At 52.7% G+C, this 21,896-nt stretch carries 14 protein-coding genes, 1 other RNA gene and 1 pseudogene; 7 read left to right on the top strand and 9 right to left on the bottom strand.

The genetic code is table 11. The annotated features are described in order from the left end of the window. Positions 1 to 58 precede the first annotated feature (58 nt). Both ssrA and ACP7EW_RS27165 read left to right on the top strand, forming a co-directional pair. Positions 59 to 455, top strand: a transfer-messenger RNA (tmRNA) gene (ssrA, locus tag ACP7EW_RS27170). 187 nt (positions 456 to 642) lie between these two features. Next, the gene (locus ACP7EW_RS27165) at positions 643 to 1,899 is read left to right on the top strand and encodes an integrase domain-containing protein (protein ID WP_426221129.1); all 1,257 of its coding nucleotides are present in this window, start codon (positions 643 to 645) and stop codon (positions 1,897 to 1,899) included. 161 nt (positions 1,900 to 2,060) lie between these two features. Here the strand turns inward: ACP7EW_RS27165 and ACP7EW_RS27160 are convergent, their stop codons facing one another. The 5 genes and pseudogenes from ACP7EW_RS27160 to ACP7EW_RS27140 form a co-directional block, all read right to left on the bottom strand. Next, positions 2,061 to 2,330: a hypothetical protein gene (locus tag ACP7EW_RS27160; RefSeq protein WP_426221127.1), complete on the bottom strand. Its 270-nt coding sequence runs from the start codon at positions 2,328 to 2,330 to the stop codon at positions 2,061 to 2,063. Continuing rightward, on the bottom strand, positions 2,327 to 3,307 hold the full coding sequence (locus ACP7EW_RS27155) for an integrase domain-containing protein (RefSeq protein WP_426221183.1): 981 nt from the start codon (positions 3,305 to 3,307) through the stop codon (positions 2,327 to 2,329). Before ACP7EW_RS27155 ends, ACP7EW_RS27160 begins: the two co-directional genes overlap by 4 nt. Beyond that, positions 3,291 to 3,644: a hypothetical protein gene (locus ACP7EW_RS27150; protein WP_426221125.1), complete on the bottom strand. Its 354-nt coding sequence runs from the start codon at positions 3,642 to 3,644 to the stop codon at positions 3,291 to 3,293. Before ACP7EW_RS27150 ends, ACP7EW_RS27155 begins: the two co-directional genes overlap by 17 nt. Then, positions 3,631 to 5,037 (bottom strand): annotated as a pseudogene (locus ACP7EW_RS27145) (YfjI family protein). Before ACP7EW_RS27145 ends, ACP7EW_RS27150 begins: the two are co-directional and overlap by 14 nt. A 1,068-nt stretch (positions 5,038 to 6,105) precedes the next feature. After that, the gene (locus ACP7EW_RS27140; RefSeq protein WP_426221123.1) at positions 6,106 to 6,312 is read right to left on the bottom strand and encodes a LasR-specific antiactivator QslA; all 207 of its coding nucleotides are present in this window, start codon (positions 6,310 to 6,312) and stop codon (positions 6,106 to 6,108) included. A gap of 712 nt (positions 6,313 to 7,024) precedes the next feature. On the opposite strand from ACP7EW_RS27140, the gene ACP7EW_RS27135 reads away from it, so the two are divergent. Genes ACP7EW_RS27135 through ACP7EW_RS27125 form a run of 3 tightly spaced genes read left to right on the top strand, consistent with a single transcriptional unit; the run spans position 7,025 to position 12,084 of the window. Beyond that, positions 7,025 to 7,951, top strand: coding sequence for a DUF4007 family protein (locus tag ACP7EW_RS27135; RefSeq protein ID WP_426221121.1), 927 nt, complete (start codon positions 7,025 to 7,027; stop codon positions 7,949 to 7,951). Then, positions 7,941 to 11,252, top strand: a complete 3,312-nt coding sequence (locus ACP7EW_RS27130) for an ATP-binding protein (protein WP_426221119.1) — start codon at positions 7,941 to 7,943, stop codon at positions 11,250 to 11,252. Before ACP7EW_RS27135 ends, ACP7EW_RS27130 begins: the two co-directional genes overlap by 11 nt. Continuing rightward, positions 11,245 to 12,084, top strand: coding sequence for a phosphoadenosine phosphosulfate reductase family protein (locus ACP7EW_RS27125; RefSeq protein WP_426221117.1), 840 nt, complete (start codon positions 11,245 to 11,247; stop codon positions 12,082 to 12,084). Before ACP7EW_RS27130 ends, ACP7EW_RS27125 begins: the two co-directional genes overlap by 8 nt. Before the next feature lie 147 nt (positions 12,085 to 12,231). On the opposite strand, the gene ACP7EW_RS27120 is transcribed toward ACP7EW_RS27125, so the two are convergent. The 4 genes from ACP7EW_RS27120 to ACP7EW_RS27105 form a co-directional block, all read right to left on the bottom strand. Beyond that, positions 12,232 to 14,085, bottom strand: coding sequence for a hypothetical protein (locus ACP7EW_RS27120; protein ID WP_426221115.1), 1,854 nt, complete (start codon positions 14,083 to 14,085; stop codon positions 12,232 to 12,234). Positions 14,086 to 14,087: 2 nt separating this feature from the next. After that, complete coding sequence (locus tag ACP7EW_RS27115; RefSeq protein ID WP_426221113.1) at positions 14,088 to 16,493, bottom strand: sensor histidine kinase; 2,406 nt, start codon at positions 16,491 to 16,493, stop codon at positions 14,088 to 14,090. Between the two features lie 843 nt (positions 16,494 to 17,336). Beyond that, a complete protein-coding gene (locus ACP7EW_RS27110) occupies positions 17,337 to 18,383 on the bottom strand; it encodes a hypothetical protein (protein ID WP_426221111.1) in 1,047 nt (348 codons plus the stop codon). 256 nt (positions 18,384 to 18,639) lie between these two features. Continuing rightward, the gene (locus ACP7EW_RS27105) at positions 18,640 to 19,461 is read right to left on the bottom strand and encodes a hypothetical protein (protein ID WP_426221109.1); all 822 of its coding nucleotides are present in this window, start codon (positions 19,459 to 19,461) and stop codon (positions 18,640 to 18,642) included. A 958-nt stretch (positions 19,462 to 20,419) separates the two neighbouring features. Between ACP7EW_RS27105 and ACP7EW_RS27100 the strand changes: the two genes are divergently transcribed. After that, entirely contained in the window at positions 20,420 to 20,671 is a 252-nt protein-coding gene (locus tag ACP7EW_RS27100; protein ID WP_426221107.1) for a DUF6124 family protein, read from the top strand. Between the two features lie 112 nt (positions 20,672 to 20,783). Next, entirely contained in the window at positions 20,784 to 21,809 is a 1,026-nt protein-coding gene (locus tag ACP7EW_RS27095; RefSeq protein WP_426221105.1) for a hypothetical protein, read from the top strand. The last annotated feature ends 87 nt before the right edge of the window (positions 21,810 to 21,896 follow it).

Genomic DNA, 21,896 nt, shown 5'->3' with positions numbered 1-21,896 from the left:
GGTTTGGCGTACACTGCAAAGGCTTGTCACTCACTATGAAACAACGAGTTACAAGCACGGGGCCGTTTAGGATTCGACGCCGGTCGCGAAACTTTAGGTGCATGCCGAGTTGGTAACAGAACTCGTAAATCCACTGTTGCAACTTCTTATAGTTGCCAATGACGAAAACTACGGCCAGGAATTCGCTCTCGCTGCGTAAGCAGCCTTAGCCCTGAGCTTCTGGTACCTTCGGGTCCAGCAATCACCAGGGGATGTCTGTAAACCCAAAGTGATTGTCATATAGAACAGAATCGCCGTGCAGTACGTTGTGGACGAAGCGGCTAAAACTTACACAACTCGCCCAAAGCACCCTGCCCTTCGGGTCGCTGAGGGTTAACTTAATAGAAACGGCTACGCATGTAGTACCGACAGCGGAGTACTGGCGGACGGGGGTTCAAATCCCCCCGGCTCCACCACTTCAACATCTAAAGACGTCCACGGACGTCTTTTTTTGTGTCTGAAATCCAGTAAATACGGGGGCTCCAGGGCTAGTGGGGGCTTTCCAGATTTTTTGAGTTCCAGGCGGTTTGGTATTCCCAATGGTATTCCCGACTCCCCGGCGCTAATCTTGGGAATACCAAAAGGTGTCATGGAGTACTTCTCATGTGCGCTCAAACCACCCGCCTCTCCGACCGCCAGCTCAAGGCGATCAAACCGAAAGACAAGGATTACGTCCTCACGGATGGCGACGGGCTCCAGCTGCGAGTCAGGGTCAATCGCTCGATGCAGTGGAATTTCAACTACCGGCATCCCGTCACCAAGAATCGAATCAACATGGCACTCGGCTCTTATCCCGAGGTTTCTCTTGCGCAAGCGAGGAAGAAAACCGTTGAGGCTAGAGAGCTGCTTGCACAGGGCATCGACCCAAAAGCTCAGCGCAATGAGCTGCAGGAAGCCAAACGAGCAGAAACGGAACACACCTTCGAGAACGTGGCCACCGCCTGGTTCGAGTTGAAGAAGGATTCCGTCACGCCAGCGTATGCCGAAGACATTTGGCGCTCCCTCACACTGCATGTTTTTCCAAGCATGAAATCAACGCCTCTCTCGGAAGTCAGCGCCCCAATGGTCATCAAGCTCCTTCGTCCGATTGAGGCCAAAGGCAGCCTCGAGACAGTTAAGCGAGTGAGCCAGCGCCTTAACGAGATCATGACCTACGGGGTCAATTCCAGAATGATCTTTGCCAACCCTCTCAGCGGCATTCGAGCGGTGTTCAAGAAACCTAAGAAAGAGAACATGGCAGCGCTACCACCTGATGAGCTTCCGGAGCTCATGATGGAAATCGCGAATGCCAGCATCAAGCGGACGACCCGCTGCCTGATCGAATGGCAGCTACACACGATGACCCGCCCTGTCGAAGCGGCGACTACCCGATGGGCAGACATCGACTTCGACAAGCGCATCTGGACCATCCCTCCGGAGCGAATGAAAAAGCGTCGTCCGCACACAATCCCGCTGACCGAACATGCACTCTCGTTATTGGAGACGCTTAAGCCCCATAGCGGCCACAGGGAATATGTGTTCCCGTCAGATAGAAACCCGCGCACCCACGCGAATAGCCAGACAGCCAACATGGCGTTGAAACGCATGGGCTTTCAGGACCGCTTGGTCAGCCACGGCATGCGCTCCATGGCCAGCACAATCCTGAACGAGCATGGGTGGGATCCCGAGCTAATCGAAGTCGCGCTGGCGCATGTCGATAAAGATGAGGTTCGGAGCGCCTATAACCGTGCGGATTACATCGAACGCCGGCGTCCGATGATGGCCTGGTGGAGTGAACATATCCAGAAAGCGGCCACCGGCAGCCTGTCGGCATCGGCCATCAATCAAACCAGGGACCGCAACGTGGTGCCGATACGCTGAGCATCACCGGCGACAATCCATGCCATCCGTGTAGTGGAGCATGGCGACAGAAATGACGACTGTCGCCAAACTTTTCGCATGTCTGCGCTTCTTCGGCCAAGCCCCTGAGTATGGGAAGGCTCCGCATTCCCATACTCAGGGGCTCACGCTCAAAAGGCCTATCAAACAACTACGAGTTGCGCCTTTCTGCGACGGATCAACCCTGCTGTTAATTCGTAGTAGTAGACGGTCGCTGGAGCAGAGCAACGCAGGTAGTGCTCCACAAACCATCTCACATGTTTTTCGCTCCAAGACCAAGGAGTCGCGCACCCCCAGCGCTCACGAATTACTTCGTGCATCCTTTCTGCTTGCCTGATGTGCCGCTGTCGCGTGGCATGCGCACCTTTGAGCACAGGGCTCAGGAACAACGCCATGTCGAACTCAGACTTCATCGCCGGCCTCCGATGTAGGCACTCACCACATCAACGCGGTTATGTCCCAATTCGTGGCTGATCTGCTGTCGTGCACGCTGATCAAGCTCTCGATCTTCTCGGTGACCTAACCCGCCATTTACCGGCGCAGAGAGGCCGGTCAGTTGCTCATAGCGCTCGCAGGCGTAAGCCGCCCGCAGTTCATGAAAGCCTTTCAAACCCTGCTCATGCAGGAGGTCCCGCGCCGGCCGCACGACTGTCTGTATGAAGTCTTTATAGCTTTCGTCCGGCGCCAACAAATTCCGACTGCCACAGGGTGATGCCTCGCTGGCTCTATCCAGGGCACCACGGACTTGATCCGTGACCGTAATCCAACGCGGCGCCGATGCCCCTGACCGACCACCTTTGGTGCCTTCCTGGATGTTGATCTTGCCCAGGCGTTGGGCCTCTCGTTGCAGCCGAGGCAGGTCCGCCAAGATTGCTTCACGCAAGCGCATGCCAGTCTCCCGGGCTAAAAGCACAATGGCACTCACCCTCGATTGCTGTCGCTCTGACAGCGCTTGCGCAATCAACCTGATCTGCACACGGTCTTGGCCTTGCGGTTCCTCACTGCGCACACTCGATCGCTGCAAGCCGAGCGCCTTGCTCGGACTGGGGATTTTGACGTACTGATCACCGCGCAGCGCGGCCATCGTTCGGTTGACGCTGGACAGGCGGTTCTGCGCGGTAGCGATGCCAACGTTGCCCTGATCAACCTGCTCCCGCATGTGGGCGGCGTACCGCATGAGGATCTCACGGTCGATCTGTCGCGCGTCATTGAGCTTCGGCCCTTCCTCGGACCGACACCAACGCACGAAGGCCTGCCAGCGATCGCCATGGGCTTTGACGGTAGCAAAATGGCCATCGCCGAACAGATCTTTCAGGGCTTGCGGTCCGGCATAGCTGAGTTGGCGACCGAAGCCAAAATTGCGCCCAGATCGCTTACCGATCCGGACCATTTTTCTGCCCCTGATCGACTGCAGCGAGATCATGCAAAAGGGCTCTCCAGTTCGCACTCACGATGGCGAACTGGGACCAATCAGTCGGGCGAAAACACAGCGTGTTGTCGGTGACATAGAGATGCGCGCCCTCCTCTTTCAACCACTGAATGATGGCTGTCGTCGAGGTGATAGTTTTACGGGTGGTGGCGACACCGGCGACAGCGGCGACACCCCTTGTCCTGCCTGGCTTTGAGCGTGGCGACAAAGTGGCGACAGTAGCGGCGACAAATCGCGCTTTCGGCTCCTTTTGGAGCTGAGCCAGATGGTTGCGCAGCGCTTCATCAAGATTGAACATGGCGCACCTCGAAGGTGTGGCCGTCGGTGATGAGCCACTGATGATCAATCAACTCGACCAACAGCTTGGCGGCATGACGACTGCTCTTACGGGCAAAACGGGGACCGTTGCGGTTCAGGTCTCGAATACTGAAGCGCTTCCAATCCTTGATCTGCAGCCAGCGCAGCAGGCGGTCCGCCTCCTCCTTTACCCGGCATACTGGTTCCTGTTCGGTCAGGCGCTGGATCTCGGTGAGGTAGTAGCCGACTAAAGCGGAGGCCCGTTGGATATGGTCGGCCTCCACCGTGCTGCTCTCCTCCACAACTGCCAGGATGGCGGCGATTCGGAGCAGGTTATCGGCGGCCTTCGATCCGCTAGGCCGTACGCTGGCCAGTTCCCCAAACTCACCCAACTGGGCTTCGATAGCATCATGCAGATCAATCCAGCGACGACGGCCCAACGGACTGAGACTCAGCGTTGATAGTTGCAGAGCACCGTCAGCGGAAAGTGACCAAGGTTGATGAAAGAGGCCCGAAAGGCGGCGGTGATAGCGCTTTAGTGCGGCGTCTTTGGACAAGTCGACGGCCTGGTAACTGCGCTGTCCGGCCAGACTGGTAGGCCAGGTCATCAGGCAGCGACCGAGGATGCCTTGCCCCTGCAGCAACGGGTCACTGAGTAACTGCATGGCCAGGTATGGTTGCAGCATCAAGTGCAGGCTCACACGCCGGTCATAGGCTCGCAGGCTTTCGCCTGCCATCGAGCGAGCACGATCAATAGGGCTACCGTCCCAGAGTGACGACAAGACCGTAACCGCTTTCAAACGGTTATCCCGACTCATGGTGCTGCTGCCGAGAAATTGTCCGCCCTCATCACAGAACAGCCCCATGCTGGGCAAGTCATGACAGAGCCCCTTGATCAGGGCTTCAATGGTTGGATCTGTGGTGATCAGCCGGGGTGCAGAGGGCTCCGCTTCAAGCGCCATGCTTACTGTGGAGTCGGGTTCGACAGGGTTGATACGCAGTGCCTGTCGCTGCGCGACACTTTATCGGGCGAGCTGTTCGCGGTAGCGCTGCCACTGCTCACGCTCCCATTGCCGCGCGGGCAGCAATGCAAATCGATCTGCCGCCGTCTTGCGATCTCCTGACGCGGCCACAGTGATCAAGTACAGCGACAGGGGATAATTTCTCCCGTCGAGCTGTAAGCCCGCATGACCTTGGGTCGCCAGCGCCGAGGCGGCCAACACCGATTGCGCGGCCAGTGCCTGGGGCACGCCGATGACCTCGGCCATGCGCTCAACCGCAGGCCCAAGAACCCCACCCAGTGCCTGCACCGGATAAGGCTGGGCCACGGGATTCGACTCAATCAGCGGTCGAGGCGGTCGTGGTAGTTCAAGCTTCGGATCTAACTGCTGCATGGGCCCTCTCCTCCTTCATTGCTGGTTGTCCTCACGTAGTCCCGCCACGGCTGTTGAGTGTTATCAGGGATCAAGGCCCCTGCGGCCTGTGAGGTGTTCACTGACGCGGAACGAACGGCTCCTTACGAACCGGGAGCGAGGGCATAAACCCATGAACCTGGCCTCCTTGGCGCATCCGAAGATGCGGGCGGGCGGAGGCTGTGCCGACTGACGAGTTCGGCACCTAGAAATCCAGGGTGGGAGAAGGCAACGACCTGGACACCTGGGGCATGCCTGACTGTCAGTCAGGTGCAGCCCTTCCATGGGCTGCGGCACCGGTGCCTGTGTCGTTGCGGATGGCGACGAATCGGAGTTGTCAGGCCGATTGTCACAAGGAGAATTGCGGCAATGCCCTGTACGGCGTGGCTTGCAGCAGTGCTACGAGCGCCCGTCTCTTTCCGCAAGAAAGAGACGGGCGCAGTCTGGCGTAGCGAAGTGTGCTGAGAGGTTAAGTTGCTGCAACGCAGGGAGGAAGTTCCATCGTCTGCCACAGTGGGCAGATCAGTCGAGTAGGCATCCATCACTCTTGGGGAGTGACCGTGCGAGCCGCCGGACGCTGTATCGCACTTTGGGAGAACCACCACGCAAGTGGCGTAGCCTTAAAGGTTCTGGCTACCTGGGCAGGTGCTGTCAACGACAGCGGTCCGTGCGCCAATTTTTATACCCGCTCGAAAATACGGTCAAGCATTCCGGGCAACGCGGGCAAGAAGTGGCGACTGTCGCCACTTCTGTCGCCACGCTCCAGGCCCCGTGCTGCTTGGGTTGTCGCCGCTGTCGCCGATGTCGCCACATCTCTAGCCATAGACCTACGACAAGCTCGGCTCTGACGCTGAAACTGCGTTGCGCTCGATAGAGATCGTGGGCAATTACTCGGAAAAAAGAAGACGTGGCACTAATCAAATTTGAAATGGGAGGGAGGAACGAGGTGGCTCCGAGAAAGAGCGAGTGAACCCTCCGACCGGCGCGATCAAAGATCGCTGGATCGGAGGGTTTGGCGGGAAAAGCAAATCTCAGACGTCAAGTACAGCCTCAAGCATCAAAGCTGGTTGATTGGGAAGTGGCGGCTTCACGCCGCATGATGAGCGTCTGCTGCAAGCGCAGCAGAAAACCGGCCTCGAACGCTTCCCGGGAATCACCTGGGCGAAGACGCTTTCGGTTTTGCGCCAGTGCCCACCATAGCGGTAGTGATGAGCCGTCAAGCCACGCCTGCGCACAACGAACGCTGTCCTCAATCATCGGGCCGAACTCATTGCCATGGGATGCTCTCTTTGCTCAAAAGACGGGACCGGACGGCGTGATTACCTGCCCAGGTGTCAGCGGAGAGGTCAAAAGTCGTGCCAGCCATCATCTAGCTATTACACATCAAGGGGTTAGGTGGCCTCAGTGGTGACTTTTTCGACTTTCATGGTGAGAAACCGAAAAAAGTGCGCAAGAAGTTGCGCAGTACTGCGCAATTTCTTGCGCACTTGGCTGTAGGGCACGAGTTACGTGGCCTGTAGCGATTTACCCGTAGGGTTATCCACAGAGGAGTGCGCAACTTCCTGCGCAGTTAATTGATTCTAGGAAGTCCGTTTTTTCGCAGTTGAAGTACTGCGATGCGGAAACTACCTTGTCAACAGAATCGGTCTATTGCTGCTTTTTGCGACTGACTTCCTAAGTGCATGAAGCCTACCGGTATGCGGCAGTGATTTTTGGTGGTATCTGACCTTCGGGTATCTCTACGAAACCAAGATCGATTCAACGCATCGTCCGTGAGTAGTATCTACCAAGCATGGGCGGCGATTACCTCGGCATCTGAGCATCCATATTACTTTTTTGAAACGCTCCTTGGCAGACATTGAGATCTCTCAGGGATACAATGCGCCTCATTCGACCCGGGACGACTGGATGAGTCCACCAGCGTGGTACTTTTCAGCTGGAGAGGGTCACCAGCGTGGAAAAAGGATCAATGACGTCTATTCCGATTGGCAAAACAGATGCCCATTTCTCCGGGCATGAAACCTTTCCGCTCCGCCAGATGTGGCTAAAAAAGGCCGTGGATAAGGCTGATGCTGATGGCCTCTTGACCAAGAGCACCTTTTCCGACGAGAAGGCTATCGCCGACTTTGGTGTCGGTAGAAATATGGTTGCCTCTATTAAGCATTGGGCTCTCGCATGCGATGTGATAGCTGAGGATGATTCGCGTCGCCATTTTTTTCTCACGTCTGTTGGACGGGCAATTTTTGGAGATGACGGTTTCGATCCTTATTCTGAGAGTCCGGTCACGGCATGGCACGCGCATTGGTGCCTTGCCGGTCGTGGTACACGAGCCACAACATGGTACTGGCTATTTAACGTGTTTTCAGCGCAGTCGTTTAGTCGAGAAGAAGCCCTCCCCACTCTCACTAAATATGCGCTTTCAGCGGCTAAAGGGAAAAAGTTGTCCCAAGCTACGCTGAGCAGGGATTTGGATACATGCTTGCGTGGCTATGCTCCCAGAGCTGCATCGGCCTCCGTCGAGGAAGCCGCTGAGTCCATGCTCGCAGAGCTAGGCTTGCTTCAAGAGGAGCGCAAGGGGGTTTTCTCGTTTCGTAGAGGTCCCAAGTCGACGTTGCCAGATGCTTTCTTTGCATGGGCGCTTCTCGACTATTGGAACAATCAGCGCAGAGCCGAGTCCTCTTTGACTATTGAAGCGGCTGCTTACGCGCAAGGTTCTCCGGGACGGGTCTTCAAGCTTGACGAAGAGTCGGTTGCTGAACGCTTGTTTGCCCTTGCCGACCTTACGGAAGGGAAACTCCGGTGGTCCGACACCTCAGGACTCCGCCAAATTCATCGTGGCGATTTCGATCATGAGTTGCTGATGTCTAAGCTTTTGAGAAAATCCTATGACCAATGAGCTAATGGCTGCTCCTGATCAATCTCGCGTGAGAATCACAAGACACTATCGACGCTCTGTCCGGATCGACGCAGACCTTGGACGACCCGATGCCTTAGAAGGTTATCTCCTAACCGATACCGCACGGGAAGCGCTTTCCGTGATGACAAGGCAGATCGCAGGTACCAATCAACGCGCCTTTACATGGACGGGCCCCTATGGCGGAGGCAAGTCGTCGCTCGCCCTCGTACTTGCAGCAGCGGTCTCTAATGACAAGATGCTTCGGCAGGAAGTAGCCGCTGTTGTGGGTGAGATCCCGCATTTCCAAGAGGCATTTGCGGTAGACGATGCCGGATGGCTCGTCATACCGGTGGTGGGAAAGCGCGGCAGCGTGACTACTGAAATCGCTAAAGCCTTTGAAAAGGCTCTTGGAAAAGATGAGAGCAACTCAGCACCTGAGAGCCTTGTCACGGACTTGGCTGCCGAAGCAGGACGTGAAGGATGTGCGGGTGTCTTGTTAATTGTCGATGAAATGGGCAAGTTCCTCGAAGCCTCGGCTACCGGCGGTGACGATGTCCACTTCTTCCAGGACTTAGCCGAGACTGCTGCCCGCTGCCAAGGCAAATTAGTCGTGGTGGGTATACTTCATCAAGCATTTCGGCAATACGCGTCTCGTTTGGGTATCGAGGCTCGAGAAGAGTGGGCAAAAGTCCAAGGGCGTTTCTCTGACGTTTCATTCGTCGCGACCGGCGATGAGGTCGTTGAACTTATCGGTAGGGCTATTGAATGCGAGACGCCTCACCCGAGCACTTTGGAGGCAAGTAACACCGTTGGTTTGGCTATCTCCGGGCGTCGGCCAGCTGTTGGCTCTGGCATGGGTGAGCTTTTGGATCACTGCTGGCCCCTTCACCCAGTGACAGCAGCGCTTCTAGGACCTGCCTCGCGCCGTCAGTTTGGGCAAAACGAGCGCAGTGTATTTGGATTTTTGACGTCGCTTGAGCCTTACGGCTTTCAGGACTTTCTTGCTCAATGGGATGGACAGATAGCTTACGGCCCTGAAAGATTTTGGGATTACCTGAGAGCGAACCTGGAACAGGCTATTTTGGCATCGCCTGACGGACACAGGTGGGCTCAGGCTGTCGAGGCGGTAGAAAGAACCGTATCCAAAGGAGGTGCCGACGCCGAGGTGGCTTTGGCGAAATCTCTCGCACTTATTGATATGTTTCGAAGCGTTTCGGGTCTTGCTGCAGACGATAGCGTGCTCCGCACAGTGCTGCCTCAACATTCTCCCCTTGAAGTTGCTGCAATGCTTGAGCAGCTTTCTACTTGGCGTGTTGCGCTCTATAGAAAGCACGTTGGTGCCTGGACAATTTTCGAGGGCAGCGACTTTGATATTGATGAGGCAGTTTCTAAAGCAAGGGCGACGTTCGTATCAGCTGACATGAAAATGTTAACTGCGGTAACGAATCTTCATCCGGTTATCGCTAAGCGTCACTACAACCAGACGGGAACGTTCCGATGGCTCGGCGTTTCTATGCATACCGTCCAAGAGGCGGAGCGTCTCGCAAAAACGTATCACCCCGAGGGAGGAGAGTTCGGTCGTCTCGCCCTAGTTTTGCCTGAGCGCCATTCCACTACAGAGGACGCCGCCAAGGCGTTATCTGGGTTACCGATTGACCCTAAATGTCCAATTTTTTTTGGTATACCACCTAATCATGAGTTGATCGCCGATCTTGGTTCTGAGCTGCTGTCTCTTCGAATCGTTTTCGAAGGCCGCCCTGAGTTAGAGGGAGACTCGGTGGCACGACGCGAGGTCAGTGCTCGACTTTCCTCGGTCAAGGGGGCACTCGAGGAGGCACTAAGGGATGCTATTAGCAGCGCAGATTGGAGATTGAAAGGGACACAAAAAAGCTCCGATACGCTGTCCTCACTGGCTTCTGAGATGGCTGCTGAGATATTTGGGGAGGCGCCCAAGGTATGGAGCGAGCTCGTTAACCGGGATGCATTATCCGCCAACAGCGTAAAAGCTCGCCGCGACTTGCTTCACAGGATGGTTGGCAGCGGGTTCGAGGAGAATCTCGGGATTGAAGGCTTCCCTGCCGAACGAGGATTGTACGAGACGCTTCTATCGTCCACTGGGTTACACCATCGAGACCCGGATGGTAATTGGCGCTTCTGTCCGCCCAAGAAGTCCGATGAGAGGAGCCTTCACCCGTTGTGGAGTGCTGCGCTAAAGATGGTTTCCGCACGGATCGCGGGTACGGTAGCGATAAAGGAGTTGCACGCTCTCTGGGCCTCGCCTCCCTATGGTGTAAAAAATGGACTGATGCCGGTTCTAACAGTGGCTTTTATGCTCGCCCATGCCGATAAGGTAGCGGTCTACCGCGATGGCGTGTTTGAGCCAAGGCTCACGGATGTAGACGTCGACGAAATGTTGCAGGATGCTGGTCGCTTTTCGCTACGTTGGGTTGACGAAGATGCCGATAGAAGGCTTGCCCTCGGGTCGCTGTCAGTAATGTTAGGGGGCTGTGGCTTCAGTACCGCAAGTGATACGCCTCTTGAAGTAGCCAGGGCCCTTGTTGCACTGGCCTTTTCTCTTCCTATGTGGGCTAGACGCACCCAACGCATATCTCCAGAAGCTCGAGCCGTTCGCGACATACTGCTGAAAGCATCTGACCCGCACAGGTTGCTTTTCATAGATTTACCCGAAGCATTAGCCGCTGTCCCTACAGATATTTGCGATCGGCTTGAGGCTCCCTTGAAGGAGATGCTAGCGGCATATCCCGAAATGTTGAGGAAAGTTGATAGTCGACTTGCCGATGCTGTTGATGGCAAATCGGGTGATGATCCTGAGCTGAGGGATCGTGCCGAGTACATTGCTAAGGTCACCGGGGATCTTCGTTTAGAAGGATTCGCCGCAAGGCTCCGCAAACGCGATGGTTCTACCAAGTCTATAGAGGGCATTTTGAGTCTTGCGGTAAATAAGCCACCTAGGGATTGGACCGATCTTGATGTCGATGCCGCCCTCGTGGCTGTTGCCGATCTATCACTCGCATTCCGCAAAGCGGAAGCTCTAGTTTCCGTGAAGGGGAGACAGCCCGGGCGCGAGTCTTTTGCCATTGTCATTGGTGCCGGTGGATCTTCATCGGTAGTAGCTAAAGACTTTGAGGTCGCTGGCCGAGATCGACAGGCTGTTCGCGGCGCAGCGGACAGGGTTATCGAACTCCTGAAAGCTTCGGGGCTGGAGGGGAATTTGTTGCTCGCAGCGTTGGCTCAGGCAAGCACTGTACTCGTGAACGAAGAGGAGACGGAGCATGCGTGAGCGGCATCTCTTGGGGCTGTCTGGCGGACGCGATAGCGCCGCCCTCGCACTCTACGTCCGTCAAACACGGCCCGAACTTGATATTGAATACTTTTTTACAGATACAGGGGAGGAGCTTCCTGAAGTTCAGGAGTTTCTTGGACGTTTGGAAGGTTTTTTGGGCCAACCTATACTGCGGCTCAATCCTAGACGTGACTTCGAATTCTGGCTCAAAGAGTACAATAACTTTCTACCCTCTCCACAGACACGTTGGTGCACCCGCCAGTTGAAGTTGGCCCCTTTCGAGGAATGGATACGTCCAATGCTGGCCAAAGGTGAGAAGGTCTTTTCATACGTCGCAATCCGCTCGGATGAAGATTACCGTGAGGGCTACTCTTCCAAGCACGAAAACCTCAAGGTCGTGCTGCCCTTTCGACTGGACGGTATAGACAAAGCGGGAGTCCTCGAGATGCTCGAGTCTTCTGGTGTGGGACTACCCCGATATTATGAATGGCGCAGCAGAAGTGGATGCACATTCTGTTTTTTTCAGCAGAAAATTGAATGGGTTCGTCTGCGGGAGCGACATCCCGACGCATTTGAAGAGGCAAAGGCACTTGAAAAGACGGCTTTGGAGCAGGGTTCTCCTTTTACCTGGACGAAGGGAGAGCCGCTGACTGAGCTGGAGAAGCCTGAGCGCGTGGGAGCGATTCGAAAGGAATATGAGGCTCGTCTCTTAAGAAATAAAGCTCGTAGACCGCGTAATCCGCTTCGCCCATGGGAAGAAAACTTAGATATCGATGACGTGTACGGAGTCGATGAGGCAGATGGAGGTTGCGCGATCTGCCATAAATGATCTCGGCCAGCCACTGCACAATTGCGAGTTTCGTAATAGCGTGCACCTCAACTCACCAAAAAGCCTAGTTAAGCCAATTACACAATGATGGGCGGATTATTTGCGGCTTATGGCTGCCTAATGCCGCCCCTCACGTTGGCCGAAGGTTTAAGCGTGCCAAACTGCCAATATGATCTTCGCTTTATTTGCCCCGTGAGCTAGCCATTTTTCGTGATTGATTGAGCTCTTTAGATCTCCCGTGGTAGCTGGTTTTTCCTTGCAGTAAATTAGCAAGGTTTCGCTAGTGAGCTTGCAGCCTGCCTTGAGCTGTACGCCCATATAAGCACGGAGAAGCTCATCGTTAATAGAGTCCGGGAAGGCTGCGATTATCGAGCTTAGGCTTTCCTGGTCAATATGAAGTTCATCCGAATTTCCTCGACTCATGGCGTGCCCTGATAAAGGTGTGCCTGCAAGCAGAGTCGCTGGATCAGCTTCCGATAGTGTGCTTGCTAGTAAAGCAGTGCCTTGTAAGTGCCAACTACTTAAAGTGCGCTGAAGGCCAACCCTAGAAGCTCGCGAGCTATATGTGGCTGCGATGCTTTGAGCCTGATCGAGGCGCAGTTCGCCTACTGACGTCCAGCCGTTTACAAAGTCTACAGCAAACTCCTGTATAGATGGTGTCCGGATACTTCTTAGGTTCCAGCCCAATGTGTCAGTTTCCGTATCGGTCGCTGTCGAGCTGAGATAGACCATCGCTTGGTTCTTTTCTTGATTTAAAGGTCGCGAGCGAACTCCGCTGACAAGGAGTAACGACACCTTGTCGAATGAATCATCCTTGGCCTGAGCGAGATCACATGCCTGAGTGAGATTTAGCCACTCTCTACCGTCGTTTGAACGCAATACCATACCAAAGCGAAGATTGTTCTTAAGCCATTGTGCCTTGTTGAGGACGGAGGATTGGACGGGGTACGTCGAATGATCCAGGCTTGGTCCACCGCGCCACTCCATACTTCTCATTAATCCTCGAATAGCTGCTCGTGAATCTCCTATTTCGGCCACCGGCGCAATGACATTAGTGTTACGGTGCTCCATCAAAGAATCGCCAAGCGTGCGAAGTGAGTTACGAATTCCGGTATACGATTCTAGTGCGGTGAGTAAGTGCCGACTAAGACACTCCTCCACATATCGACAAAAATCGTCGTTATCCAAAGTTGCTGTTTCGTGGAGTATGTCCATTGCTTGCAAGTCTAGTTCCCATAGTTTTTTCGCTTGGTCTAGGGCTGCAAGCTCTAACCCCTTAGAGGTTTCGCTAACAAAATTTTCGACTGCGGAGATGAATGGTCTATCGGATGCTAGCTGATATAGTGCAGTCTTCCAGTGGATCAAATCATCATCACTCATGGGCTTGCCCATGATCCGCATCCTAGAGCTAGACGCTTTAAGAATAGGGCGGATATCTCGAAATTCTGCTCGTAGTTGAGCTACGTGAGTTGACATCAGTATTACTTGGAGTGGATTTTCGCAGTCCTTGTGTGCCGTAATTACTGAGTCTATAAATGGAAGTGTTTGCTGGTTGGAATTTTGAACCAAGTAATAATCAACGATTATGAGGTCGTAAAATTTATCAGCTGGGATAGATGGAGAAGAGTAGTAGTCAATATTTTCCTCAAGTACCCCTGCACCTAACAGCAGGCCTTGCGTGCGCCTTACAGGTGCTGCATTGCCATAGCGGAATTCAAGCACTTGATGAACAGCGTCCCTTAACCGAGCTGGAGCTTCCTCGCGTATAGACTTATCGGAAAGCGGTGTGGCAAGGTCATGAATTGTTTCTATGTTAAAGCCGTGCTTGGTTAAAACCCCGATATAGGCTTCGTAGTCGGGATCGTGAGGATCCCCAAGCAGTGCTGCAATATCGCCGTCGATGGAGAGAAGGTCTGCGGTACAAATATCTTCAGACAAGTCATCATCAACAATCGCAACTTTAATAACTTTCGCGTCAAGCAGAGATTTTTTGAGATCCATACCTATTCCTTGGGAAGCTCAAGTACAAAGCCTCGAAAGCGGCCATCATCGTCCGCTGAATCCAATACGAGCTTTGCTTCGTGATAAGTCGCAACCTCGGCTGCGATGAAAAGGCCCAGACCTTGGCCGCGCGGCCGAAGCGAAAAACCGGCCGTGAAGATTCTATTTTTATCAGCTGGTGAAATCCCCGGACCATTATCCCTTAGAGTCAACGTTCGAGATTCGGGATCAAGTTCTATTGAAATACACCGTTCGGTCCTGCCAGGTTTAGCTCCTTGTTGTACCCAGTAAATGGAGTTTGTAATAAGGTTTTCAATTGCCAGGCTCACAAAGCCACGAACCATGTTAACTTTAACTGGTCGAAGCTCTGCCTCATTAGAGATAAACAGTTTGCAGCTTACTTCGTGGCGTTCAAAGCGAGCCGCATAACCTTCAACTATGGTATTTAGTAAGGCAGCCAGGTCAAAAAGTTCTTTTCGGTGTCTGCCAGACGGAGTAAGCGGATCTAGCTGGCGTAGCCGAGTGTTGATAGCTTTGATTTCTGCGTCTAATTTGCTGAGAAGTGCTTTAGTCTGAGGTGATTCATCTTTAGAAAGTTTCTGCATCAATTGTCGCGTATGGCCAGTTGTTCTGGTTAGTTCATGTAGCACGCCTGACATGACTGTGCCGACTCCGGCCAATTCAAGTATGTCTTCTCGACGTTCTCCAGCTAATTTACTTGCTTCTTCAAAGCGTGTGACTTCATTTTTTATGAAGTGGAGGTGGTCTGCAATGGATTGAACCGAACCCTGTACCTCTACCGAAACTTTTGAGCGAATGTCAGTCAAGCCTTGCTCGGCTTGTAGGACCCTTGCTCTTATCGTGGCTGGGGCGCTTTCCACAATGTCATCAAGTTTCGCTTTTTTCTCCTCTTGGCCTTCGTGCCCAATGTATCGCCGAAGCTCATCGATCGCGAATTTCGTCAGCATTTCTCGGACAAGGTTGGCCTCAGGGGATTCAATCAGACCTTCACGGTTTGAGCGATCGACTAAACCAGGGTTTTCCGCTCTAGAAATTTCTAATGCGCCTACTGTTTGAATGCGGTTGACAGCAAATCCCCCGCGTTTTAGCGCTGAGCTATCCAATCCCAACCAATCCTCGCCTGTAGACTGCCCTGAAAATCCTACGCGAAAACCATCGCGATAAATTGCGATTCCGCCGCTCCATATGTCGAGCTCTGCTTTCGCTGCTTTCCAATTACCATGCAACGTCGCTTGCTGGCGAAGGCGGTCGCGATTGAACCATCGAATCGTCGCGCGGATAGGTCCGATTTTTTTTAGCGCATCAATGGTGGTAGTCAATGCATGCGTGAGCTCTTCGACCGTTCTTATTGTTACTTCGGGCTCATTACCGCGTTGGTAATCAATTAGATCAGTTCGTAGTATACCTCCGCTAGCCTCGTCTAATCCGCCTGGATCAAACTGAAGTTCCATGTCAGCCTGAACGAGATCCGTTAATATTTTTTTCATTCCTTCGATGGGGATACGAGCACCGCCATTTATATGGACGTCGATAGGGAATCCTAATGGCTTTTTCTTTTCGCTCGTGTCGCTCTGTTGCTTTTTATCTTGTTCTTCACTTTGATCCTCGGGTTTGACAAACGGGTTTTGCAGGCGGCGCAGGAAATCACCAACCAACTTATTTCGAACTTTTTCGTCCGTCCAATGGCTCTTCAAGGCCGAGATCGTAATTACTGTTCCCGATGGGGTTTGGCGAGGGCATGTTGTTGGTTTTATATCAAGAGTTATATCATTTATTTCTTTGGTTGGGTCGTCAAACAATCTCCAGTCAAATTGTATCTCGTGGGCTTGGCCATCATTACTCCAGGACGTCACATTTGCGTTATCCCCAAGACGCATCATCGCCAGACGGCCGATTCCTTTATTACCAAGAATTTTGCGGCTAAGGTCTTTGGAGTTGTTGGTTGTCAATTTGGATGGTGTGCCGATTGCGAGAAATACAGATTCAAGTGTCTTCGCATCCATTCCGCAGCCTGTATCTTCAATTGAAATGTAATTGAGCGATTCAAGTACGCTTTTTACGTGTTCTTTTGAGGAATGAGGGTCTAACTTTGCTAGTAGCCCTTGAATTCTCGAGGTATTGCTAATGTCTGTAATCTCGCCAGCAATATCTTTTTTTATAGCTGCGATTATTATTTCTAACGCGGTTGCGTCTTTACTTTGATTGATCTTCCTGATGCTCTCATCAATTATTGAATGAGGTACAGGAATGTGAATATCAATTTTTACTCTAGGCGACTCTGCGTCAAAAGCATTCTTGATGAGCTCATTGATAGCTACCTCGTCAGAGGTGATCAGCTCTGCACCAAGATGCACTAATGTCCTAGCAGCTACCGAAAAAATTGCCACTTGATTCAAATCCTTGAATAGATGTTGATAGGCACAGTGTTAAGTCGGAAAAATTATAGCAATCTTTGACTCAGTAGCCTTGAAACCGGGCAATCGCCATAGAGGCATTGTGAAAACCCTCTCCAGATTAGCACCTGTAGATGATGTCATGGTGATGCCATGATCTCAATGCCCCCTAGTTTGGCGCCTAAGCCTTTCTCATCCGTACCATAGGCCGGGAAGCTAATCATGGTCCTAAGCGATGAGATGGATATTCACCTACGAAATCGCGGTGCAGTGCCTGCTTATGCGAGACGTGCTAGCATGAAATAGTTGTCATTGCAATCAACCACTGCTTTTCGGCAGAACGGGTCTGGTTTATCAAGATGTCAAAAGCGTTGCTGGGTCGGCTGACGCATTGATGCCAAATTCTCGATGTTGTCGCTTGTTTTCCTTTTTGCGGTTGGAGAGTTATTGCTTCGACCCTGAGTCGCAGCTGGCATTCCGATGAGCCATTGTTCGAATTCCGCATGTAAGAGACTGGCGTAAATGCCACGACATGACGTCACCTGATACCCAAACGAGGATCTGTGGAGTTACATCTTGCGTTCTAAGCTGGGTACGTGACTAACCAGCGTTTGCGACAGGCTCGCAGCTTTCATCCAAGAGACGTAGGCGCAGGCCAGCAATCAGCAAGCCATCGCCGTTCCAATCGAACTGAGAGCCTCGGCCAGTGCCAAGCGACTGGTATTACACTTCCAACCCGCTACTTTCTCCAGCCCAAATAATCCCCAGAAGGCGATTTTCTGTACGGAGAAAATTTGTCTTTCTGCTCCGTTTTGTACAGATTCAGATCAGCAAAATTCAAATCGCGTCTTGTGCATAGCGCATATCGTCAGCCTCATTCCAAAGGTAAAGAAATGCACCAAAAGTCGTTTTCATCTTTTGCTCTAAAACACTCGACCACGTGAGCGAAATCCCGAAACCTATGGACTCCACGGATAGTACTGGAAAAAAAATAGAGTGGTCTCGTTCGCGAATCTGTCGAGTCAAGCCGTCCGGTATATTAGGGGACAATCCGATACCGACCAGACGATATGTATTGAGCTCTCTGCTAAGGACTTTGTGTGCTTCTGATTCTGGGGCAAAAGGGATTAGTTGCGTGCTGCCAGCAGATATTGAGTAGTTCGGAATTGAGCTAATGTCTATGCATTTGCTTGGGGTGAATTTAATTATCTCAGACTGGGTTTGCCCTTCTTTTTTCGGTATAAGGACAGAAAGCTCTATTTCTTTCGCAGTTAGCTTGCTAGTATTTTCTACCTCCAGTGTGAGATAAGGTTCAGTATCACCCAAGAACAACTCTAGCCGAAGATCTTTCACCTCTAGACGTGTAGGGTTTTCTTCTACAAGTAGAGCCTCTTGCATTTTGCTAAGCGAGTCTGTACGGAACATATTCGGAAAATATTTTTTTGCAACGGCGTCATGCTCGTCGAGAATGAGAAGGAGTTCACGCCAACCCAGGACCGTAACGCTAAACAACCCCTGTTCAATATTTTTTTGGGTTGCTGCTCTAGCAAAAGCTTGAAGATTTATGTCACTGTGCGAAGTCGTCGCGATAATTAAATGCTCAAGCTGTGGCTTAAACTTCTTCGCCTCATTTATTTCATGAGCAATATCTTCTTCGGTCAGTCTTGAACCCAAAAAGTTAGATCTACACTTACACTGAACTCCCTGGTAGTTTTGGCTCCCGCTTGGGATGCCGAAAACGTCTACGCCTAGTTGCGCCTGCCCCTTTCGTCCGTGCTTTTGGGTCGTGGGAGACTGCCACGTTGCCTTCCAAAGATCACAGCAAAAATCTTCAAATGTATCAGCATCATTGATCGGCATTATGTCGTACGACGATATTTTCATGGGGGCTAGCATCCTAGAAGGAGGTCTGAATGCAAAAATCGTATTCACATTTTGCAGTTAGGAAACAGCATGTAGCTCGTAAAACTCGATTACGGTCTACACTGGTTAGACAGTGGGTGCTCACTACAGGCAGGCATCAGCCCGTCATAGCTGACATAACATTGCTTCGCGGCCCGAAAAAATGGCTACAGTTTTATGCCAGAGCAAAAAACTGCAGCAGTTGCGCTAAAACTCGGCTGCCTTCGGTCATATGAATTCACTCTGATGGTAACTCGACTCTTTGACACTTGAAGGCATATCCCTTTGATGCTAATAGATCGTTCAGCTGGTTGCAAAATTCGGCGCTTGCACTGGTAGGGATGTACACAGCTTCCAACAGTTCGATCAGAGGCGTCTTCAATATGAAGCCGAACTCGTCTACATACTTAAAAAGATCTTCGTTAGCCACACCTCTGTTACGGTAGTTCTCGGCTAGATCGTCCTCGCAATACACTTCCATATGTCTGGGCGGCCATTCAAAACCAGGAAGTATTTTTTTATTAAATGAAATTAGTTCACCCGCGTTGATTGATATTCGGTATTCGCGCTCAGGTTCAAACTCAATGTGCTTGGTGAAAAATGCTTCTCGCTGTCTTTGTTTGTCCTGAACGTACTTAACAGTCTCGAACCGATAGCCGACGGGCAATACACGGTCTAGATAGTTTCCGATTTTGAAGAGGTCGACGATAAAAAGTGCACAATTTGGATTATCAGAAAATTTCCCGTAGCTCTCCCACATAAACCGGGACATCTGTTTGTGCCAAAACCAACTTTGGATGAAGACGCTTTGCTTATCCCTATGCATCGTATCCTGACAGAGCTGTTTTGCTTCTTCAGGTGTCATGCGGGTGTCGTCGGAGAATCTGCTGTTCAAAGACTCGAGAATCAACTCCTCTTTACTACCGAAGTACTCACGATCGCCTTCCGTTGGGTCTTCTGGGTAACCGTCGACTCTTCTGAAGTAGAGACCGTCGTCGTTGAGAACTTGAAGAGCCCTTTCGCCTAGCATGTAGCGTTGTAGCAATCGTTGATGAAACATTTACGAACACATCCCTGCTATTGATGTTTGATGGCCTGGAGCCACCATCAGGAATCTATAATAATGCTGTAGCACCTCTCTGCGCAATTGAGTGCGCAGAGAGGTGCACGTCTGTACGTCTCAACCGATGACTGCGTTCATGCAGAATTGAATCCTTCAACCGGTTGCTACATATAGATATCTATCAGCCGCAAGCCGCCCATCATTGCCTCTCCCAACATGGCGGTCCCCCTCATAATGGGCCTACGTGGTCTTCAAAACCTGCGGCCACTTGCGGTTTAGACTTCACAAACTCTGGCGTTTGGTAGCGCCTTACAAGCGGAGAGGGGGGCGTTCGAATTCGTGTGTAGATGCGACCACTCGTATGCCCAGTGGTCGAAAAATATGGAGCAGGCTTGCCTGCGGGTCCGAGCGAGCCCCCTCAAGCGAGGTCAGGCTATAAGAGCCAAATATCGTGATGTTAGGTATTGGGACCAGTCGGTACTCCAATTGGTATTCCAACTAAAAAACAAAAAATATATTAACTATAAAAATCAATAAGATAAAAGCCAGGTTCAAATTACCCCGGCCCCACCAATTCGAAGCATCAACAGAACCCGCCTAGTGCGGGTTTTGTTGTTTCTAGGGTTTGGAAAGCCAGACAGAACAGACCTTCAGAATTTTCCTTCAAGCTACCGCGCCCTTGATGAACTGGCGCAACCCCCGCCACAACGCTAACTTCCCCCAGTCGTTGCTCATCAGCGACCGGCTTTGACAGGCCGAAAAGTGTAACCTTTTACACCCCTTGATAAGACGGCATGCTTGACGCACTCCGCCTCGTTCATGGCGGCTGTGCGTGGGGCATCTTCGGGTGCGCCGGGTTCCTACACTTCCGGTCTGTCAACCCGCGTACAGCTGCCACCCATTCCTGTTTGACAGCAGGGGGTGGTAGCTCCTTAAACAGTGTGGGAGCTTCATTATGAAAAAGATCACCCCCAATCCACCCTCCGCAACCCTCTTCACCCTCGCCCCAGACATCTCCCCCGAAACGCTGCTGATCCAAGCCAGCGAAACCCTCGCCTCACTCAACGCCATGACCACCGACCTGGCTTTCGAACTCGAGGGCGCACACCGTCACAAGCTGCTGGCCACCCAGCAACTGGTCGTGCTGGGCGAACTGCTGGTCGAGCGCGTGCTGGTCCTCACCCAAGACACACAAACATTCCAGTAACAAAAAGGCCGAGACGCGTTCAGCGACTCGGCCTTTTGTTAGGCGTCTGGAATCCCGCCACACTTGCGATTACCCTGCTCTCCTCTATCAGACATCCGGAAGTCCGATACCCGTGTTCAAGCCACTCGCCGCTCTCGCCCTCGCCTGCACGCCTCTGCTTGCCACCGCCGCCGACCTGGCCGGTGTCTGGACGGGCACCTTGGGCAAATCCGCGATCACCGTCTGTTTCAACGGTGCCCACGGCGCCAATGGCAGTTACTACTACCAACGCATTCTCACGCCCATTCAACTCACCCAAGCCAACGCCAGCGAGCCCTGGGTGGAAGAAGGGCAAACCGGTTTCTGGCAGTTGGACGACCCGCAAGGCGACACGTTGACCGGCAGCTGGAGCAAAGCCATTGGCGGCAAAAGCCTGGCGCTGATGCTCAAACGCGCGGACACGGACAGTTGTGCCAGCGACACCTACAACAACCCGCTTGAGGCCACGCCGCCTGCGGTGAAGGTCGAGAAGAACACCTTCGCCGAGCACGCCTATCAGGTGAAGACCCAAGGCGGGCAGGTCATCCTGAAACTCGAAGGCGACGGGGAAGCCATCGATAAGATCAACCGGGATCTCGCGCGCATGGCCATCAATCCGGATGGCCAGACCGATTTTTATAGAGAGCGGCGTAACTCACTGGACCAAAGCGGCAGCACCAGCACCAGCGAGATCACGGTGGAACCGTTCTACTGGTCATCGCACTGGATCACCGTGCGTTTCTATCGCTGGTCAGCGGGTTACGGGCGCGGGGGGATCAGTTGGGGCCTGCACAGTTGGAACCTGCAAACCGGTGAAAAGGTCGACCCCTGGACCTGGCTGGGCGGCCATGAGCAATGGGACAGCCCCTATTCCGGCCAGGTCAAACTGCCCGCCACCTTCAGCGCCTGGCTGGCCAAACAAACCACCGTCGACGAAGGGTGCCCGGCCGTGACCAGTTACTCCACCTTCGACTTGAGCTTCAACACCCAGGGCCTGCAACTCTCCACACCCGCCCAAGGCGATGGCTGTGACAACGAACTGAGTTTCACGTGGGAGCAATTGGAACCGGTGCTGACGGCCCAAGGCAAAGCTGCTGTGCCCAGCTTGAAAGCACCCTAAGGAAGCATTCAGCCTTACAAAAATCCAACACTCGTTCACGAAATATTCAGAAACGCCCACGGATACTAGCCCATTGCAATGACCGTT

This window comes from Pseudomonas sp. DWRC2-2 (genome assembly GCF_049897885.1).
Classification (GTDB): Bacteria; Pseudomonadota; Gammaproteobacteria; order Pseudomonadales; family Pseudomonadaceae; genus Aquipseudomonas; species Aquipseudomonas azotoformans_A.
This window is presented reverse-complemented; position numbering and strand designations above follow the sequence as displayed.

Excerpts from the sequence above, each read along its gene's own strand:
- ACP7EW_RS27140 (WP_426221123.1), bottom strand. The coding sequence starts at position 6,312 with ATGATTGAGGACAGCGTTCGTTGTGCGCAGGCGTGGCTTGACGGCTCA.
- ACP7EW_RS27130 (WP_426221119.1), top strand. The coding sequence starts at position 7,941 with ATGACCAATGAGCTAATGGCTGCTCCTGATCAATCTCGCGTGAGAATC.
- ACP7EW_RS27120 (WP_426221115.1), bottom strand. The coding sequence starts at position 14,085 with ATGGATCTCAAAAAATCTCTGCTTGACGCGAAAGTTATTAAAGTTGCG.
- ACP7EW_RS27100 (WP_426221107.1), top strand. The coding sequence starts at position 20,420 with ATGAAAAAGATCACCCCCAATCCACCCTCCGCAACCCTCTTCACCCTC.
- ACP7EW_RS27165 (WP_426221129.1), top strand. The coding sequence starts at position 643 with ATGTGCGCTCAAACCACCCGCCTCTCCGACCGCCAGCTCAAGGCGATC.
- ACP7EW_RS27135 (WP_426221121.1), top strand. The coding sequence starts at position 7,025 with ATGACGTCTATTCCGATTGGCAAAACAGATGCCCATTTCTCCGGGCAT.
- ACP7EW_RS27110 (WP_426221111.1), bottom strand. The coding sequence starts at position 18,383 with ATGAAAATATCGTCGTACGACATAATGCCGATCAATGATGCTGATACA.
- ACP7EW_RS27155 (WP_426221183.1), bottom strand. The coding sequence starts at position 3,307 with ATGGTCCGGATCGGTAAGCGATCTGGGCGCAATTTTGGCTTCGGTCGC.
- ACP7EW_RS27150 (WP_426221125.1), bottom strand. The coding sequence starts at position 3,644 with ATGTTCAATCTTGATGAAGCGCTGCGCAACCATCTGGCTCAGCTCCAA.
- ACP7EW_RS27125 (WP_426221117.1), top strand. The coding sequence starts at position 11,245 with ATGCGTGAGCGGCATCTCTTGGGGCTGTCTGGCGGACGCGATAGCGCC.
- ACP7EW_RS27105 (WP_426221109.1), bottom strand. The coding sequence starts at position 19,461 with ATGTTTCATCAACGATTGCTACAACGCTACATGCTAGGCGAAAGGGCT.
- ACP7EW_RS27160 (WP_426221127.1), bottom strand. The coding sequence starts at position 2,330 with ATGAAGTCTGAGTTCGACATGGCGTTGTTCCTGAGCCCTGTGCTCAAA.